Below are 17,389 nucleotides of genomic sequence, written 5' to 3'. Positions count from 1 at the left end.
ACGCGTTCCCCCAACGCATCCGGGCACCTTTATGTCCCCGACCGAAAGCGAGCATTCCGGAATGACCAGAGCCAAGGCGGGGAGCGCGCTGGACTCGGCCCGTGTCGTGCTGGGCCTGCGACAAAACCTGGCGCAGTTCATGCTGCTGGTGGCAATCAACGCCCTGGTGGGCGGGACGCTGGGCCAGGAGCGCACCGTGCTGCCGCTGCTCGCGGACGATGTTTTTGGTTTGGACCAGTACACCGCCGCCCTGACCTACATCCTCGCCTTCGGCCTGTCCAAAGCCGCAACAAACTACTTCGCGGGGACGCTCTCAGACCGATACGGCCGCAAACCCGTCCTCGTCGCTGGCTGGCTGGTAGCGATCCCTGTTCCGCTCATGCTCATCTTTGGCCCGTCCTGGGGGTGGATCGTCGCGGCGAACGTGTTCCTCGGTGTCAGCCAAGGCCTGACCTGGTCCACGGCCGTGATCATGAAAATGGACCTGACCGGCCCGAAGCAACGCGGCCTCGCCATGGGCCTGAACGAAGCAGCAGGCTACCTCGGCGTCGCCGTCACCGCCCTGGCCACCGGGTACATCGCCTCCACCTACGGGCTCCGGCCCGGCCCGTTCCTCCTCGGCGCCGCATACATCGCCCTCGGATTAGGCCTATCTGTCCTGACCATTCGCGAGACCCACCACCATGCCAAGACGGAAGCCTCCCAGCACGTAAGTACACACAGGAGTGCCGGCGCCGGCCTCACCACGGGACAGGTTTTCACACTCACCAGCTTCAAGGACCGCTCGCTCTCCGCAGCCAGCCAGGCAGGACTGGTGAACAACCTCAACGACGGCCTCGCCTGGGGCCTCTTTCCGGTCCTCTTCGTCAGCTCCGGGCTAAACCTGAATCAGGTAGGGATCCTGGCCGCCGTTTACCCCGCGGTCTGGGGCGCCGGGCAGCTTTTCACAGGTGCCGTCTCAGACCGGTGGGGCCGTAAATGGCTCATTGTCACCGGCATGATCGTCCAAGCCGCGGGACTCGCGATAGTCGCCGCCTCCCACAGTTTTAGGCCCTGGCTCATCGCCGCAGTCCTCCTCGGGCTCGGAACGGCCATGGTCTACCCCGCCCTCCTGGCCGCCATCGGGGACGTCGCACACCCCACTTGGCGGGCCCGCTCCGTCGGGATCTACCGCCTCTGGCGTGACGGCGGGTTCGCCGTAGGGGCCCTCCTGTCAGGTTTTCTCGCAGACCTGTATGGGATTCCCGTCGCCATCGCCGCCGTCGCTGCACTCACCGCTGCCTCCGGCCTAATGGTCGCCGTGCGCATGCGCAGCAACGACCACATGTTGGAGTAAAAGCTGGCCCACGCCGGACAGGCAGCGCCCATGATTCCGCGTACAGCCATTGGAAGACGCAAGTCATCCACAATCACGACACACACCGAGAACAGAACGCGCCGAGCATCGCCGAAACCACAACCGATGATCTAACTCTGGTCTGCTGCCCGGGAGGACTCAGATAGCTATCCTTGCGGGCGGACTGGCGCTGGAGTGTAAGTTGTGCCGTCGCGGAGCATGGCCCAGAGGACATTGAGCCGCCGCCGGGCAAGCGAGAGCATTGCCTGAATATGGGATTTCCCTTCCACGCGTTTTCGGTCGTAATAGCCACGCGAGGCGGGACAGGATTTTAGTGCCGAGAGCCCCGAGAGGTAGAAGACACGGAGGAGTCGGCGGTCGTAACGTCTGGGCCTATGGTGGTTGCCGCTGATCCTCCCCGAGTCCCGCGGCGCAGGGGCCAGCCCGACAACGCCTGCGAACCGGTCTGCGGACTGGAAGACGGAAAGATCGCCACCGGTGGCACCGAGGAATTCGGCGGCGAGGACTGGGCCGAAGCCAGGCATGCTCAACAGCACCTCAGTGTGCTGGTGTTCCGTGACTTTCTCGCTGATCATCGCATCGAGTTCGGCCAATTCCTCGTTCAGGGTGAGGATTTCCCGGGCGAGTGAGGCGACGATCCCCTCCCCCATGTGCTGGGCGGGAACCGTCGTGTGCTGGGATTTTGCAGCCTCGACTGCTGCGGCGGCAACAGCTGCCGAAGATCGGGCCCCCTGCCTCTTCAACCAGGCGTGGATCCTCGCCTGCCCGGTCCGCCGTATTCCGTCCGGGGTGCGGTGCCTGGTCAGAAGAGTTAGGGCGGCCTTGGACCGGCTGTAATCGAAGGCCCGCTCCAGTGCCGGGAAGTATTCGAGCAGCTGCGCCTGCAGCCGGTTTATCGCTCTTACCCGGTCCGCGGACTTATCGGCTCGCCGGGCAGTCAGGAGCCGCAACCCCGTGCTGATCTCATCCCCCGCACGTAGGGGTTGCAGGTCAGTCCGCATCCGGGCCTGGTCGGCGATTACCGCCGCATCCTTCGCGTCTGTCTTGCCTTCGCCGCGGTAAATCTTGGAGGCGTGGTGCACCGTCCGGCCAGGAATGTACAAAATGTCCTGGCCATGGCCAACGAGCAGGGCAATCAGCAGCGCCGGTCCACCATGGTTCAGGTCGGTTGCCCATACGACCTCGTCCCCGCCAGCAATCTCAAGGACGGCGGCCATGAGTTGGAGCAGCGCTGGTTCATCGTTGGGAACTCGCTGGGAGAGCAGCCGGTTTCCGTCGGCGTCGATCACGACACAGTGGTGGTGGGCTTTGCCGGCGTCGATGCCGGCCCATAGTTGCACCAAGAACAGCCTCCAGTCTGTTGGATGGGTTAGAGCCCAGCAGATAACCGCGCCGTCGTGTCCTTATCCGGCGATCATGTCGCGTCTCTCAATCAGCGGTCGGGTCATCGTGAGGTGGCGGGCGGCCAATCCTTCGAAGCCGTCACGTAAACGTCCAGCACAGCAACCAAAGCCATACCCACCTCCTCTGGGTAGCCACGACCCTACAACGGCCGTGGAACTGAGCCCGGTAACAACATAAGGACAGCAGCCAAAAAACGTCGTAGACAAGACAGGTCCAGGGGGTCCGGAGCTCTGCGACGGCGCACCCTGGACCCAACAGCCGGCCGCGAAGCGGACGCCCGTCAACTGGTTGAAGCGCAGCGAAAACCAGTCTTAGCGAGCGTAAGCTGAGAGTGTCCTCCGTCACCGGCCGTTCCCCCCAGTTGGCCGGTGGCGGTAGGGCCTAAAACTCCCACACAAGCCAGTCGATGGGGCGTGTTCGACGGCGTCAGCAGCAGGATGTTTACACCCGGAGGGTCCGCGTATTGAGCGCTGGCCCTCTGCTGGGCCCCCAGCGTGTCTAAGAAACGTCTACCGGGCGGGGTGTCTAGGGTCGAGGCATGGACAGGGACGGATCAGGGGAGCTGGAAGGGCAGACGTCGATCAACGAGCTGCTTGACGAGCCCGTCGGCGTCGTCCCGGTCCAGCTGGCGCTGCCGATCCTGGTGCAGGTGAAGCCGGGCCAGTTCCGGCGTGTGTCCTGATTCTGCCGCCAGACCACGGGGTGGGAAACCCGGCCGCAGTGCCGGGCGCGGGATCGATGGGATCAAGTGCCCGGGCTGCAGGGTCGCAGCCGACCAGGGATCCTGCCAGCAGCAGGGCGGTAAGGGCAGTCAGCGTCTTGGCGGCAGTGCGGGTGATCTTCATGGTCCTTAAGCGTGCGTCGGAGAAGATTCACGCTACCGGCGCCCGCCGACAGACAAGGGAAGCATCGGGATGGTGCCTGCCACACACTCCTGCCCGGCGCGGGCCCAGACTCCCTGCGCGTGGCTGGTCCACCTGTTTTTGCGGTTGTTTGCACCGCCAGTTGTTAAGCTGGCGGCTCCCCTGCTGCCCCGCACACGAGTTGCCCTGGCCGCTGTCCATGATTGGGGGCAATTCGGGTTATCCACGGCTGAGTATTCTGGGGAGCCAGTGGGGAAGCTCCCCTTTCGGCGGCCGTAGCGGTGGATAACCCGGAAAAGAATTGTCCCCGGTTGTGGGCAGCGGGCCCCGCCCGCGGCATCCGTGACCATCCTGCATCTGATGCAATTGCGCATCTTCCACCATTGTCAGCCCCCGCGCGTACACTGATTAACTCGAACATATATTCGAATAAAGGTGTGTTGTGGGCGTTATTGTCGGTCCCCGTGTGATAGATACGGGTGTTTCCTTGTTGTCGGTGCTGGTCTCTCCGGTGCCGGTGGCGGCGGGGTTCCCGTCGCCGGCGCAGGACTACTTTGATGGCCGGATCGACCTGAACGCGCACCTGATTAAGGACATCACCAGCACCTATGTGGTGCGGGTGTCCGGGGAGTCGATGACCGGGGCCGGGATCAGCGACGGCGACGAGCTGATCGTAAACCGGGCGCTGGAACCACAGGACGGATGTGTGGTGGTCGCTGTCTTGGACGGGGAGCTGACGATCAAGCGGCTGCGGATCACCCCCACAGGGGTGGTGCTGCAGGCGGAAAACCCGGGTTACCCGGACATCGAGGTCCCGGCATTGTCGGACCTGACCATCTGGGGCGTAGCGACCAGGTGTTTGCATCATGTCTAAGCCGGCGTTGATGCGGCGTATGCCGCAGATCGCGCACGTGGACGTGAACTGCTTCTACGCTTCCGCTGAGCGGGCGTTCGACCCTTCTCTGGAGGGCAAACCCGTGATTGTGCTGTCCAACAATGACGGCTGCGCGGTTACCCGCTCCCCGGAGGCCAAGGCCCTGGGCATCGGCATGGGCGATCCGTGGTTCAAGCTCGCCCCGCGGGCGAAGGAATGGGGCCTGGTCGCACTGTCCAGCAACTACGAACTGTATGGCGACATGAGCTCCCGGGTGATGGAGTTGCTGGGCCGGTACTCGGCCTGGCTGGAGGTCTACAGCATCGACGAAGCGTTCCTCGGCGTCAAAGGCACCCCCGCCGAACTGGCCGCGATGGGCCGGTCCATGAAGGCGGCGGTCCGGCGGAATGTTGGTGTGCCGGTATGTGTCGGGATCGCCCCGACGAAGACGCTGGCGAAGCTGGCGAACAAGTGGGCGAAGAACAACAAGGCCTTCGCCGGGGTGTGCCACTGGGACTCCGTCCCCGCCGCGGAGCGGGAGGCCCTGCTGGGCCGGCTGTCCGTCGAGGAGGTCTGGGGCATTGCAGGCCGGCTGACCAGGCGGCTGAACGTGATGGGCATCTTCACCATCGCCGATTTGGTGCGGGCTGATCCGGTAGTGATCCGGGACAAGTTCTCGGTTGTGATGATGCGCACCGTCCTGGAACTGCAGGGCACCCCTTGCATCCCCATGGAAGAGGAACGGATCGGGCGGGACCAGCTGATCTTCTCCCGCTCGTTCGCCAAACCCATCACCACCGCGGCGGGGATCCGGCAGGTGATGAGTGTGTACGGGCAGCAGGCCTCGGCCCGGCTGGCCAAACATGGGCTGCAGGCCAAGGTCCTCACCGCGTTCGCCGGCACCTCGCACTTCAACCCCAACGACACCTCCTACCCTTCCGTCTGTGTGCCGTTGCCGATGCCTACCGCTGACCCGGTGATCCTGACCAAGGCCGGCCACGCGCTCCTGCCCCGGATTGTCGAGGGCGTCCGGTACGCCCGGGCCGGGATCATGGTCACCGACCTGCGCCCGAGCGGCAACCAGGCACCGCTGTCACTGTTTGAGAACCCGCCCGAGGAACGCCACATCGGAACCCTGCTCGAAGACGTCACGCGCCGGTACGGGCGCGGGTCCATCGGCCTGGGTCACGGCGGGATCAGGGGCGGGCCGGACTGGACCATGAAACGCGACATGCTCTCCCCCAGATACACCACCCACTGGGACGAACTCCCCCTCGTCAAAGCCGCCTGACCACCACCGCTCAGCACCACCAAGGAACGAATTATCATGACCGTCACGACAGAATCCCCCGCCCTCAATGCATCGGTGGACGTCCGCTTCACCGCTGCAGGCACTCCCCTGGCCGTCCGCTACGACGGGCGCATCTGGGTCGTTGCCGAAGAACCTCTCCGCTGGTTTACCAGGGACTCATGGTGGGAAACCCGAAGGAATGTGCCCGTAGGAGTCGGGAATGTCGTGGACATCGAACACTGGCGGGTACAGGTCCGCCACACGTCGGACTCGCCGCTGCGGACCTTTGAACTACGCCGCGATCCCCTCTCCGAGAGGTGGCTGCTGGAATCCATCACCGAAGGCTGACGCCCACCCTCCCAAGCAGGGAAGCCGGGGTGTAGGGGCCGACCCTTAAATTCCGAAGGCCCCGATTGCTCGGGGCCTTCTAACCAGCGGCCGAAGCCAACTGGGGGTGTGGCACTATCCTACCAACAGGCGGACCCCCACCCTTGGTAATCACTGGTACCCGTCGGCCTGGCGGTGCGTAGTCTGAGGCTATGGGACCGACAAACCACCCTGGGGCGGGGCTACCGGCAGGCCTTGAACCTCCAGTACAAGTCGCACTCGCACGGGCCATCACCAAAATGCCACACCGTGACGCAGCCCACGGAACCCTCCTGTTTGAACCCAAATGGGACGGGTACAGATGTGTTGCAGTCAGGGATGACCGCGGCGCCACCCTGTGGTCCCGGCAAGGGAAGGAACTGACTGGGTACTTCCCTGAACTCTGTTCAGCGGTCGCTGCGGCCATCCCAGCTGGGTGTGTGGTCGACGGCGAAGCCGTGATCTGGAGCCAGGGAAGGCTGAACTTCGACGCCTTGCAGCAGCGCCTGGGCGCCGGACCAAAAACCCTGCCCGGACTCGTCACGGCGTCGCCGGCCAATTACGTTGCCTTCGACGTCCTGGCCGTCGCCGGACACGACGCAAGGAACCTGCCGCTCAGCGGCCGGCGTGCGCTCCTCGAAGAACTCGCCACCGGCTGGGAACCACCGTTGTCCCTCTCCCCCACCACCACAGACCGGACTGTTGCAGAACAGTGGCTCGAAGACCTGCCCCACACCGGAATCGAAGGACTGGTCATCAAAGCCATGAACCAGCCATACACGCCCGGCGTCCGCTCCTGGTTGAAGCTCAAACACCGGGAAACACTGGACATCATCTGCGGCGCCGTGATCGGGCCAATCACCCAACCCTCCGAGGTCGTCGCCGGCCTCATCCTGGACGGCGAGCTGCGAATCGTCGGACGCTCCACACCACTGAAGACGAGGGAAAGCCGGGAACTGGCACGATGGCTGCAACCGCCGAAGGATCAGCATCCTTGGCCGGCCATTGTGAAAGGTACGGCCCTGGACAGGTTCAACAGGGACAAGGAACCCGTGGCCCTGACACTCGTAGAACCCGTGGTTGTCGAGGTCTCCGCAGACACCGCTTGGTCCGGAAAGTCCTTCCGGCATCCCCTCCGGCTTTTGCGGGCTCGGCCGGAGCTATCCCCTGGCGACGTTGTCCTGCCTGATCGGCTTCATGCGGGTTAGTCCTTGCGGATGGTTATGAGGTTTTGGCCCTCTTCCAGAAGCGCGTAGAGGTTTTCCCGGGCTTCTTCGTAAGTGTCGCCTTCGGCCTCGATGTGGTTGTAGCTGCCGTCCGGGTTGGTGATGGTGCCGGTGAGTATCACCGCAGGATTCTATGTGGCTGCCGGCTCGGCGGGCTCGATGAGCTCGGGCCCGTTGTTCCGCACGCTGTTGACCCGGGGGCTGACTATCCGGGGTGTCAGGGTCGGTTCCGGCAGGGAGTCCAGCAGGTGCTGGATGCCGTCCTTGTCGGTCAGGTCCGGGTCCAGCCATTCCGCGAACCGGTCCCGCGGGATGATGACCGGGGAACGGTCATGGACGTGGCCCAACGCGTCCTGCGTCGTGGTTGTGACCACCGTGCAGCTAAGCAGCCACCTTTCCGGGTCATCCTCGGGCAGGGACGGGTCCGCCCACCACTCGTACAGGCCGGCGAAGCCCAGCAACGGCTCCCTTTCCGAGTACAGGTAGTTGGGGATCTTCTTCCCGTCCTCGGTCTTCTGCCACTCGTAATACCCCTCGGCCGGAATAATCGCACGGCGCTTGACCGCAGCCTTCCTGAAGGACGGCTTCTCCAGAATGGACTCGCTGCGAGCGTTGATCAGCTTGGAGCCAATCTTGACGTCCTTCGCCCAGGACGGAACCAAACCCCAACGGGCAATGAGCACATGCCGGTCAATCGTGCCCTCATCCAAACGCTCAGCAACGACCGGCACACTCTGAGTTGGTGCTACATTCCAGCTCGGCGGCGGCGGGCTCCCCTCGACCTCCTTGGCCTCAAAGTGGCTCAAAAGGTCCCCCGTGGCTTTGGACATCACATATCTTCCGCACATGAGGCCATTCTGCCTGAGCGACCAGTCAAAAACCGGTCGTGCACACCCCCCGCTCTAAGGACGTGTCCCACTTGAGGAAGCTGTGGAGGTTGCGCACGACAAGAACGAGCGCTGACGGAACTGACCAGGATTCGGTGGCAGGTGATGTGACCCCCGCAATCAATTAGCCCCCTCCCCTTGTGGCCGCCGAGGACTGCGCCCACCAACTCCTGCTGATAGAGGACGAGACGAACGTCAGCACCGTTATCGGCGAGTCCTTCGACGAAGGGCGGTGGTAAGCCAACCCGGCAAGCCTTCCTGCCATCCGCCATGCGTTCATGCATGAATGAATGGTTGCACGCCCGCAAGCATGCAAGCTGGCATGCATACAGGACAGCAAGCAGGATGGCACGCATGCTAGCACGCGCGCCGGCCCCGCTCCTCCCCCACAAGCATGGACGCACCGTAAGGTCACGGTACGCGGTTCGCGAGAGGCCGCCAGTTACCGGGCCGGAGCCCGACCGGGCACGGGCGGGAGGAAGGGGGTGCGGCAGCAAAGGGGTAGATGGCTTCCCGGGCCAGACAGCAAGCATTCCTTCATACGTAAATGCATGCGCTCCCGCTTTCTTTCAGGAATGTAAGCTCCGCTTGGCATGTCAACTTGCGATGCTGCCATTCCTTCTTTCATGCATGAATGAAAGCAAGACAGGAGGAGCCAGCCCGGCACCGCGAACAGGCATTCATTCATGCCTGAAAGATTGACGAAGTTCCCGAAGGTCCACCAGGCTGGCTTGCCTGCATTCATGCATGAAGATTCGAAGCCGCGGCAGTTCGTGGACCTTCTGGGTTAACTAATCCCAGATCTCGAAGATCACAGAGCGGCTACGGAAGGAATGCATTCATTCATGCATGAAGGAGCCTGTGGGAAATGAAGCCAAAGTCCGGACAGCGTTGCCGCAAGCATGCCCAAGGTGGCCAGCCCACTTGGGCGCATGCGTGCATGCCTTCCGGCGTCACCGCAAGCAAGCCAGCGTGCAGGCAGTCCAGCCTTCCAGCTTGCATGCATGAATGCATGAATGCATCAGGTGCACTACAGAAAGAAGGCAGAAATATAGCCCCATCCAACCCGTCCGCTCCAGACCCGGCTCAGACTCCCGTCCAATCATCCTGCCAGGTGGCGGTCTTGCAACCATTCAAGCATGAATGCATGCAGGAAGGACCTCGGCAGGGCCGGAGGACGCCGGGCCAGCAAGGGAATCGGCCCCTGACCTTGGTGGGGGAGGGGCGTGGTCGGCGTGCCCGTGGCACCGACAACGACCGGCAGGACAAGAACACAGAATGCCTGCGTGCATCCTTTCTTTCATGCATGAATGAAAGAAATCTGTCATGCCAGTTTGATCACAGCGGGGGTGCGGTCGGCGTGGCTCCTTGTAACGCACATGTGCGCCCGGGAAGCTTGAACCCATGCAAACAATCATGGTTTACAGCGAGTCAGGTGGCGCCACCAAGACGACGTCAGCTGTCTCTCTCGCCGCTGTAACTGCCGCCTCGGGACGCAAGGTTGTCCTCGTTGATCTGGACCCGCGTGCCGCCGCAACCAAATGGATCGGGGTGGCACCGAAGGAGTCTGGCCTCCACGTCGGTGCCATCCTGGGCGACCCGGACCCGGAGGGTTGGGCTGAAGACCTAGCCGTAGAGTCCAGCTGGTTCCCCAACCTCCGCGTCGTTCCGTCTGCACGCAGCGTCTCCAACCGTGAAGCAGACCGAGCCGATCACGCAGAACTCCGCCTGAAAACATCCCTGGTGGGAATCGACGCTGACGTCGTCATCATCGACTGCCCGAACCGTCAGGGTGGGCCGCTCACTCTCTCCGCGCTCAACGCAGCGGACACCATCGTGTACGCCGCCGGCGCCACGGTGGACGGTGTCGATGGGGTAGCGGGTGCCCGCCGCAGCGTTGAACAGTTCCGCACCTCACGCAAGCGCATCGGTGCGCCCGACAACCTCCATGAAGCCGGCATCATCGTCGGCGCCGTTGCCTCCACCGTCATGTCCAGAATCGCGGTCGCCAGCATCGAGGAACTGCGTGAAACCGGGATGCTGCTCACCCCGCTGGTCCCGCACCGTACCATCGTCCAAGAGATGCGCATGACCCAGGAGTGGTACGGGGAGTACCGCAAAGGCCTGCCAGTAGTGGAGGCCTACACCGAGCTTATGAAAGAGATCGTCCGATGACCGAGGCAAGCGTAATCAAAGACCGACCCGCACAGCTGCGCCGCAGGCCCCGGCCGGCCCCGGATGAGACGGTGGACCCTGTCGACTACAACCCGGCGACGCATACCCCGGCAGCTCCGTCCGCCGCCCCGGTCCAGGTTGGGGCCACCCCCGTCAGTGGGGGAGGGGAGAAGGAGCCGACCGAGGAAGCAGCGCCGGCTGCGGTTCCTGCTCCAGCGGTTGAGCCCGTCCCAGCGCCAGAGTCTGCAGTAGAGTCGTCGCTCCAGGCAGCACCTGCCCAGGCTGCCCCTGCAGCGATCGCGGTTCCCTTCGAGTCGCTGGCACCAGCTCCTGCCCGCCAGGCCTCTAGAGGGTCAAAGGCCAAGTCGACTACGAACAAGAAGTCCCAGCGCCGCGAGGTCACCTTCCCGCTGAGCACCCGCGTCTCCCAGGAGATCCTGGATCTGCTCTACGACGCCCAGGAAAACGAGGGCGTCACCCTGCGAGACGCGATCGAGCAGGGTGTCCGAATGCGCTGGGGCTCAAACCGCTAACCCGCATTTCCCCGATCATGCTTTCGTGCATTCATTCATGCATGAAAGCATGACTTTCCCTTTGCCCTAGGGGTCAGGCCGATTGTCTGAAGGCCATGTCGGACAGTGACCACTCATCGGGCGGTCCCTCGAACATCTCCCACGGGTAGTCTTCACCGGGGGAGAGGAGCTCGACGACGGTGGTGACGGTCTTGGCCAACCACTCGCGCCAAATGATCCGGTCTGTCCGGTACCTCTGCACCTGCGCCGCCACTCCCTCCAGGACTCCGAACTGTTCAGCGAGCTGACTTAATGACGTCGTGGTGACGACCGACCAGGCCCTGCCGTCGTCGCGGGCGACCAGGTTCCATGCCGTAAGAACTTCGAGGGCTTCGTACACTGCGGACCTAGAGAGGCGCGTGGCACAGACAATTTCCGATGTCGGCATGGCGGGAGAGTGCTCCAGGGCCTCGTAGACGAAGGCTGCCGGCAGCCCCAGCTCCCGGAACACCGGGCGCAGGGCGTGGACCTTTCCCTTCCGCCACGTCGCATCTTCGGCGGCAATCTTCAGCTCTTCAGGCACGGTCAGCATGTACAGATCACCTTTGGTTCCACGAGCTTCTTCCACCAGCGCGACCAGGGGATCCTTCTCAGCACGCAGCTCCCTCAGGTGGAGACCGACAGTGGTGTGGTCAAGGCCGGTAGCCACGGCGATGGACCGGACACCGAATTCTATGAACCGTGAAGCTGTCATGTGAGCTGCCTCCCCCAGTGCCCGTAGCACCATTCGGCGTGCCATACCCGTCCTGGATTCCTGATACCTCACCTCCCTGATCCTGAGTGCACTGCGCCAGGTCCGGATGAACCGATGCTCCGCATCGGTCTTCACATTTGAGGATGAACTCTTTACCCCTCCCGCCTGTGTATTTGGCTGGCTTGTGGGGGATCTGCGGACATGGCTATTCGGAACGTTTTTGGCCTTGTTTTTGCTGAGGTAGCTAAGGGCGCTCATCCAGTCACGGCGTAAGGACGGGAGCCGGTGACGGGCTGCGTACCGGGCGTAGAAGGAAGCGAGCCCGGGCCAGGTTCCCTGGAGCATACGGCGTTCAACATCGACCAGCCTGAGGCCCGCTGCCGCCGCGGACACGATGACGGCCTGGCGTGCGTCGGAGTCCGAGGCGTACTGGTTGGTGTCGTACAGTCCGGTCTGGGCGAGCACCTGCATTGCCCGGGACATGCGTCCGACGGGCTGGTCGATGACCGGTGCGTTCGCGGCTGCGGGGGTGAAGGTTTCTTCCTGCCGGAGGGCCCGGACAGCCTTGATCTCTGCAGCTATGTCCTTAGTCATGGCGGTCCAGACGGCGGCGCTGTTGGGCCGGCGTACTATGTCGTAGGCCATGGAAAGGCTCATTGCCAGCTGTTGGTGGCCGCCCCTCTTGTGCGGTGAGCCGGGGGTTCGCATACAGCCGTGGAGCAGGTTTTGGTGCGGGGTCTTGTCCAGGGTCCGGTACCGTGTGCCCAGCGCCTCGACAAGATCACGCGCTTCGGAGAAGGTGACCCGCTGCGCCAGCGGGATGTAGACATGGCGGCCACCGTTGGGGGAGTAGTCCTCAATCCATCGCGCCCCGACCGAGTGCAGCCAGGTCTGGACGGCCCGGACATCGGCCTGGACCCAGTCCTCTCCGGCTACAGAGGAGTCGAAGTCGAGGAAGATCGCGGCACAGGTGCCGTCTTTGCCGAAGATCCGAACGGCGGCGGGAAAAGACGGGAGTGCCTCGGTGAGGTTCCGTTCATATCTCTGCGGATAGGTTTTTCCGGAGTCCTTGGAAAGCCGGACCCTGGGCTGACCCGCGAGAACAGGAGCAAGGGCTGCCCACGCTTCGGCTGGCGAGTATGACGACGAGAGGTTGCGCGACACGCCAGACTCAGATATGGCTGGCGACGCACATGGGTGTCCATGTACGATGAGAACAATCCTTTCGGGGAGAGTTGCTGACAGGCAATGAAAAGGGCCGATCTTGGCGGATCGGTTTTGTTACACAAATGAAGCCCTGCAAAGGACTTCCAAACGATTCGCGGACTGTTCGCCGGCAAGCATCCCAGTTCGTGAATCAGAAGCTTCGAAGGCCCGCCTCGTGCGGGCCTTCAACTTTTAAGAGGCTAAGCGGCCGAGTGGCAGCTCGTCCTGCTGGTGAATTGCGTGAAGCCTGGTGTTGGCAAGGCGCTCCTCAACCACATCAGACAGCCAGTCGCTGACGTACTGGTACCCCTCCGCTTTTGCAATTTCCTCCATTGCATCGGCCTTAGGAGTAGCGATGCGGAAACCGACGAATTTGCGATCGCCTTTGGAGCGCCTGCCCGTACGAGTAGTTGGAGCCATCATCCCTGTCCTTTGAACTACGGCAGCCGGGGCTGCCTTTACTTCAATAGAGTGGTCGAGCCAAGTACTCAGCGGCCCTAAAGGAGTGAAATGCTGGACCTTCCAGCTCCTCTGAAACTGAAACTACCACCGAAGACTTCCGCCCTCCGGCATTGAAACAGAAACAGCCTCGGCGTGTTGAATCGGAAGCAACCTCATATTTCAGCCTGCTGCATGAGGTCCGAGCCCATCGGCATGAGCTGGCCGACAAAGGCTCGATGCCGGTGCGCCGCGCGTACGTGGCATTGGTGTTCCCTTCCGTTCGTGACAAGCGACTGTCGTGCCCTCTTGGTAAGGTAGGCCCGATTTGCCTTGGTCTTTGTTTGGCCATTCCAGCAAAACATGTCTGAAACATGTTTCAGACTAGCCTAGTCGATACAACCATGTGAAGGAACTTGTAGTGACGCAAGCTCTGCGTTCCTTGTCAATAACTAAGTCTGAGCAAGCGTTCCGAGATGCCTCCAAGGCATTCGAGAGCCTAAATCTTTCGTCTGGTCTTACGCTTGAGCAGATCGTAAGTGCCGTCGAAGAACTCCGTGGCCGTCGGATTCGTATCAAGGCAACCGACAGATTGCTTGGCACCGCCATCTGCGGTCTCTGGGTTCCTGGAAGGAGACAGGAATGGGTGTTTCATCCTCCGACTCCTTGGGAGTTGCAGCGGCAGCAATTCATCCTTCATGAGCTCGCCCACATGGTCTTGGGGCATGATGCGAATTCCGCGGCCCGCGTGTTGCTAATAGAAGGTCTGCAAAGCTTGTCACCCGAGCTTGTACGTCGAGCGCTCATGCGAACAGAATTCCGCACAGTGGAGGAGGCCACGGCCGAGTATCTGGCGGATTTGATGGCAGAAGCGCTCAGGGGAACTCCAACAGAGCCAGGGGCTTTCGAGGAGGTCTTCGGATAGTGCAAATCTTCACGGCAGCGCTGATGATCGCCCTCAGCGTGGTTGTCGTAGTGACCCGGCGGCCCGGAAAGGACACAAGCATCCTCTGGGCGTCGGTCCTCATCTCGATCTCCTTGCTCTTCAACGTCGACTGCGTTTATGTGGTCGTTGATCAGCTCTTGTATGGACGGAACTATGCCGACCTCGGTGCAAATCTCCTGCTCTTGGTTGGTGTCTACTTCCTTGCAAGAGCCATCCACAGGGCTGCCCGTCCCCTTCCTGTACTGGGACATTCCAAGTCGCCCCGTGTGCTAGGTAAGTTCGGCGTGATGGTAGCCGCGTCCGCTGCAGCTGCTTTTTTCAGCCTGATCGATGCCCCCATCACTTCCACAGCCTTCATGATGCAGTACGGGGCTCAGCCTGCCGCTGCCCTATATTCGGCGGTCCAATACGTATACATCGGTGCAGTGATGGCCGCGGCAGGTTGGACCTGCCTACGCTTCCGCAAGTCTTGGAGCACTGGCAATTACAAGACGGCGTTCGCGCTGGTAGGTATGGGTTGCTTGTCAGCTGTCCTACTAGTGGTCAACGTACTAGCGCTTGACACTCTGCATGTCTTGGGCGAGCTACAGGCGATGGCCACGCTCAGCGAGCTGTATGGGGTACTTAACGCAACAACTTTCACTCTGCTCTGCACCGGACTGGCCCTCCCGCCAGCACGACGCAAAATTCTCTCCATATACGAGGCCTCACGGATTAATTCCATGCTCGCTGAATTAGACCCAGTCTGGAAGGTGGCCATCGCCGGAAATGCCGGGGTGACACTAGATTTCGCGGTCGTACCCGAACGTCCGCACCGACGCCGACGGGAGCTGCACCGCATGATTGTGGAGATTCAGGATTCTCTTGTCCGGGATCCCGGATCGAGTAAACGGATCGGTAGCGACGGACTTGACAAGCTGGCTAGGGCAACCCGATACCTCGAGCGACAATCGTGGCGCTCGAGATGATTGCTGCTATCGCCAAATTAGTGGTTGTTGCAACGTGCGCCACACTGACGACGCTTGCATGGGCGGCACGGAAGGCCGTTTCTCCCACCCACAGACCCCGCTATGACATCATTCCCCTAGCGATAAGTGACGATGAAATCGAGCTTCGGGCCACCAAGCGCACGCTTGCACCAGGGACCTTTGGACTAAAAATTGCTGGGCAAGATGACCCAGCTGTTCTAGGACCGGTGCTTGCTACCACAAACGGGGCGGTTCGGCGTCGCCTTCTTTATCGACCCATAGCATTGTCATTGCAGTCGCGTTGCAGGTGGAGCGGCATCGTAGCCGTCACACCGTCTTCCTCTTTCCTTGAAACTGAGGTGCCCACCGGGCTAGGTCCGGCTCCTGCATGGATCGTCGATAAGGGAAACGACCTGTGGGCAATTCACGTACATGGCCAGGGGAGTGACCGTCGACAGACACTTCGAGGCGTGGAAAGCGCAAATGCTCTAGGTCTGACCTCACTGATCGTTTCCTACCGCAACGATGGTGAGGGGCCGAGATCGCGGGATGGCCGCTCTCACTTGGGCGAGTCTGAGTGGCACGACCTTGAAGACGCGCTCAAGGTCGTTAAAGAACGGGGAGGAAACAGCTGCATCATATTCGGCTGGTCCCTTGGGGCGACCATTGCTCTCAATGCTCTCCACCGTTCAGAGCTGGCAAATATGATCAAAGGTGTCGTGATGGTGTCTCCGGTACTGAACTGGGAGGCGGCCTTCCGTGCGAACGCCCACCACCAAGGCTGGCCCCGGTTCCTCGGTTCCGTGATTACCTCCTTAATTTCCTCAACTCAGTTGTGCCGGCTGGCTGGCCTCCACCAGCCACTGGACATCAGGAGAGCGGACGCGAACAGATTCGGCCGCAGGCCCGACGTTCCAGTGTTGATACTGCACAACAAAAACGACTGGTCCGTCCCCATCGAAGATTCTGTCCGCTTCGCCGCGGCCCACAAAGGACAAGTAAAACTGGTCGGATTCGAGTGCTCAGGCCACACACAGGAGTGGAATGCAGACCCGGTAGGGTGGGATTTGGCAGTTCGTTGTTGGTTTGGAAAATTTTTCCGGCCGGACCGGGCTGAGGCTCAAGCTGCAACGTCAGCTGGTGAACTTTCGGATGGGGTAGGAAATGGCTGGCAGTGAGACCGCCCGGGATCGGCTGGCAAAGGCGGAGACTCTTGCTCGCAAGGTGAATCTTCTGCTTGACGTAGTAGTGGCCGAAGGTGGCAAGCCGTATGAATTCTCGGACATACAGGCCGGCGTCCGCCAGCACGGATACGAATTGTCCAGGACGCGGTGGTGGCGCATCCGGTCAGGCGAATCGCTGGAGGTTGTTCCCACGGAGGCGCTGGTTGCACTCGCCAAGTTTTTCGAGATTGACCCGGTATACCTAACAGATGAAACCGGTGAACTTCCAGAACGCATTGAACGGGAGCTTCAGCTTCTGAAGAAGATGCGACGAAACCAGCTGAAGAATATCGCGGCTCGAACTCTTGGCGACATTGACATCAAGACCCTGGACGCCATCAACGCTCTTCTCGATGAAGTCGATGCCCTTGAAAGAATTGATCCGGAACACCCTGAATAACGTTCGAAACATGTTTCGTCCCTGTTAGGGTGGTGACATGGCTATCAAGAGCAAGGCGTCGGGATCAGCGTCCCTCGATGTAGTCAAAGTATGCGCGTGCCAAGTTTCGGACCCTGGCTGGTCGCACAGCATAGGTGACATCCCGGCCTTGGCGTACACCGCGCGGAGGATCAGTTTCGATCAAACCATCATCTTCAAGAGCTTCCAGATGCCGGTTCAGGCTCGGTCTGCCTATGTCCAGCTCGGCCTGGAGCTGCCCAATCGTCGAGGGACCCAGAATAGCCAATTGCCTCAAGACCTTCGCTCGAGCCCTGTTGCCCATGAATCTCACTGCGGCTTCGACATCTGGAGGAAGATTCGGTCGGATCAGTCGGGGCATGCGTCTATACTGCCCGACTTTCCATTGAATCATCGCGACTATCCATGCTGGACTCTATTGCTAAATGAAAGAGTGCGTGCCGCGGCTCCCTTCACGTGGAGTCGTGGAGACAGCTTCCCG

18 protein-coding genes are annotated in these 17,389 nt (G+C 61.6%); 12 read left to right on the top strand and 6 right to left on the bottom strand.

Translation table 11 applies throughout. The features are described 5' to 3' along the window. Window positions 1–61 precede the first annotated feature (61 nt). Window positions 62–1,336: an MFS transporter gene (locus tag M8J71_RS10785; RefSeq protein ID WP_256247912.1), complete on the top strand. Its 1,275-nt coding sequence runs from the start codon at window positions 62–64 to the stop codon at window positions 1,334–1,336. A gap of 167 nt (window positions 1,337–1,503) precedes the next feature. Here M8J71_RS10785 and M8J71_RS10780 read toward each other — a convergent pair whose 3' ends face one another. Then, window positions 1,504–2,700 carry an IS110 family transposase gene (locus M8J71_RS10780; protein WP_256247911.1) on the bottom strand — a complete coding sequence of 399 codons (1,197 nt, stop codon included), beginning with the start codon at window positions 2,698–2,700 and terminating at the stop codon, window positions 1,504–1,506. A 599-nt stretch (window positions 2,701–3,299) separates the two neighbouring features. Here M8J71_RS10780 and M8J71_RS10775 point away from each other — a divergent pair. The 5 genes from M8J71_RS10775 (at window position 3,300) to M8J71_RS10755 (ending at window position 7,363) form a co-directional block, all read left to right on the top strand. After that, window positions 3,300–3,443, top strand: a complete 144-nt coding sequence (locus M8J71_RS10775; RefSeq protein ID WP_256247910.1) for a hypothetical protein — start codon at window positions 3,300–3,302, stop codon at window positions 3,441–3,443. A gap of 623 nt (window positions 3,444–4,066) precedes the next feature. After that, on the top strand, window positions 4,067–4,498 hold the full coding sequence (locus M8J71_RS10770) for a LexA family protein (RefSeq protein WP_256247909.1): 432 nt from the start codon (window positions 4,067–4,069) through the stop codon (window positions 4,496–4,498). After that, a complete protein-coding gene (locus M8J71_RS10765) occupies window positions 4,491–5,789 on the top strand; it encodes a Y-family DNA polymerase (protein WP_256247908.1) in 1,299 nt (432 codons plus the stop codon). The genes M8J71_RS10770 and M8J71_RS10765 overlap by 8 nt, the downstream gene beginning before the upstream one ends. A gap of 36 nt (window positions 5,790–5,825) precedes the next feature. Beyond that, window positions 5,826–6,137 carry a hypothetical protein gene (locus M8J71_RS10760; protein WP_256247907.1) on the top strand — a complete coding sequence of 104 codons (312 nt, stop codon included), beginning with the start codon at window positions 5,826–5,828 and terminating at the stop codon, window positions 6,135–6,137. Between the two features lie 191 nt (window positions 6,138–6,328). After that, on the top strand, window positions 6,329–7,363 hold the full coding sequence (locus tag M8J71_RS10755) for an ATP-dependent DNA ligase (protein ID WP_256247906.1): 1,035 nt from the start codon (window positions 6,329–6,331) through the stop codon (window positions 7,361–7,363). On the opposite strand, the gene M8J71_RS10750 is transcribed toward M8J71_RS10755, so the two are convergent. Together M8J71_RS10750 and M8J71_RS10745 are read right to left on the bottom strand one after the other, a co-directional pair. Then, complete coding sequence (locus tag M8J71_RS10750; RefSeq protein ID WP_256247905.1) at window positions 7,360–7,503, bottom strand: hypothetical protein; 144 nt, start codon at window positions 7,501–7,503, stop codon at window positions 7,360–7,362. The genes M8J71_RS10755 and M8J71_RS10750 overlap by 4 nt on opposite strands. A gap of 9 nt (window positions 7,504–7,512) precedes the next feature. Further along, entirely contained in the window at window positions 7,513–8,229 is a 717-nt protein-coding gene (locus M8J71_RS10745; RefSeq protein WP_256247904.1) for an SOS response-associated peptidase, read from the bottom strand. A gap of 1,443 nt (window positions 8,230–9,672) precedes the next feature. Between M8J71_RS10745 and M8J71_RS10740 the strand changes: the two genes are divergently transcribed. Together M8J71_RS10740 and M8J71_RS10735 are read left to right on the top strand one after the other, a co-directional pair. After that, window positions 9,673–10,443, top strand: a complete 771-nt coding sequence (locus tag M8J71_RS10740) for a ParA family protein (RefSeq protein WP_104189715.1) — start codon at window positions 9,673–9,675, stop codon at window positions 10,441–10,443. After that, complete coding sequence (locus M8J71_RS10735) at window positions 10,440–10,976, top strand: hypothetical protein (protein WP_256247903.1); 537 nt, start codon at window positions 10,440–10,442, stop codon at window positions 10,974–10,976. Before M8J71_RS10740 ends, M8J71_RS10735 begins: the two co-directional genes overlap by 4 nt. Before the next feature lie 73 nt (window positions 10,977–11,049). Here M8J71_RS10735 and M8J71_RS10730 read toward each other — a convergent pair whose 3' ends face one another. Together M8J71_RS10730 and M8J71_RS10725 are read right to left on the bottom strand one after the other, a co-directional pair. After that, window positions 11,050–12,873 carry a MarR family transcriptional regulator gene (locus M8J71_RS10730; RefSeq protein WP_256247902.1) on the bottom strand — a complete coding sequence of 608 codons (1,824 nt, stop codon included), beginning with the start codon at window positions 12,871–12,873 and terminating at the stop codon, window positions 11,050–11,052. Between the two features lie 234 nt (window positions 12,874–13,107). Then, window positions 13,108–13,338, bottom strand: coding sequence for a hypothetical protein (locus tag M8J71_RS10725; protein WP_066281513.1), 231 nt, complete (start codon window positions 13,336–13,338; stop codon window positions 13,108–13,110). A 436-nt stretch (window positions 13,339–13,774) separates the two neighbouring features. On the opposite strand from M8J71_RS10725, the gene M8J71_RS10720 reads away from it, so the two are divergent. Genes M8J71_RS10720 through M8J71_RS10705 form a run of 4 tightly spaced genes read left to right on the top strand, consistent with a single transcriptional unit; the run spans window position 13,775 to window position 16,890 of the window. Beyond that, the gene (locus M8J71_RS10720; RefSeq protein ID WP_256247901.1) at window positions 13,775–14,278 is read left to right on the top strand and encodes a hypothetical protein; all 504 of its coding nucleotides are present in this window, start codon (window positions 13,775–13,777) and stop codon (window positions 14,276–14,278) included. Beyond that, window positions 14,278–15,267, top strand: a complete 990-nt coding sequence (locus tag M8J71_RS10715; protein ID WP_256247900.1) for a hypothetical protein — start codon at window positions 14,278–14,280, stop codon at window positions 15,265–15,267. The genes M8J71_RS10720 and M8J71_RS10715 overlap by 1 nt, the downstream gene beginning before the upstream one ends. Then, window positions 15,264–16,445 (top strand): alpha/beta hydrolase family protein, encoded by a 1,182-nt coding sequence (locus tag M8J71_RS10710; protein ID WP_256248969.1) that lies wholly within the window; start codon window positions 15,264–15,266, stop codon window positions 16,443–16,445. Before M8J71_RS10715 ends, M8J71_RS10710 begins: the two co-directional genes overlap by 4 nt. Further along, entirely contained in the window at window positions 16,432–16,890 is a 459-nt protein-coding gene (locus tag M8J71_RS10705) for a hypothetical protein (RefSeq protein ID WP_238340955.1), read from the top strand. The genes M8J71_RS10710 and M8J71_RS10705 overlap by 14 nt, the downstream gene beginning before the upstream one ends. 64 nt (window positions 16,891–16,954) lie before the next feature. Here the strand turns inward: M8J71_RS10705 and M8J71_RS23630 are convergent, their stop codons facing one another. After that, window positions 16,955–17,212: an ArsR/SmtB family transcription factor gene (locus M8J71_RS23630; protein WP_374114858.1), complete on the bottom strand. Its 258-nt coding sequence runs from the start codon at window positions 17,210–17,212 to the stop codon at window positions 16,955–16,957. Window positions 17,213–17,389 lie beyond the last annotated feature (177 nt).

The sequence above is a fragment of the Pseudarthrobacter sp. R1 genome (assembly GCF_024494415.1).
Taxonomy (GTDB): domain Bacteria; phylum Actinomycetota; class Actinomycetes; order Actinomycetales; family Micrococcaceae; genus Arthrobacter.
This window is presented reverse-complemented; position numbering and strand designations above follow the sequence as displayed.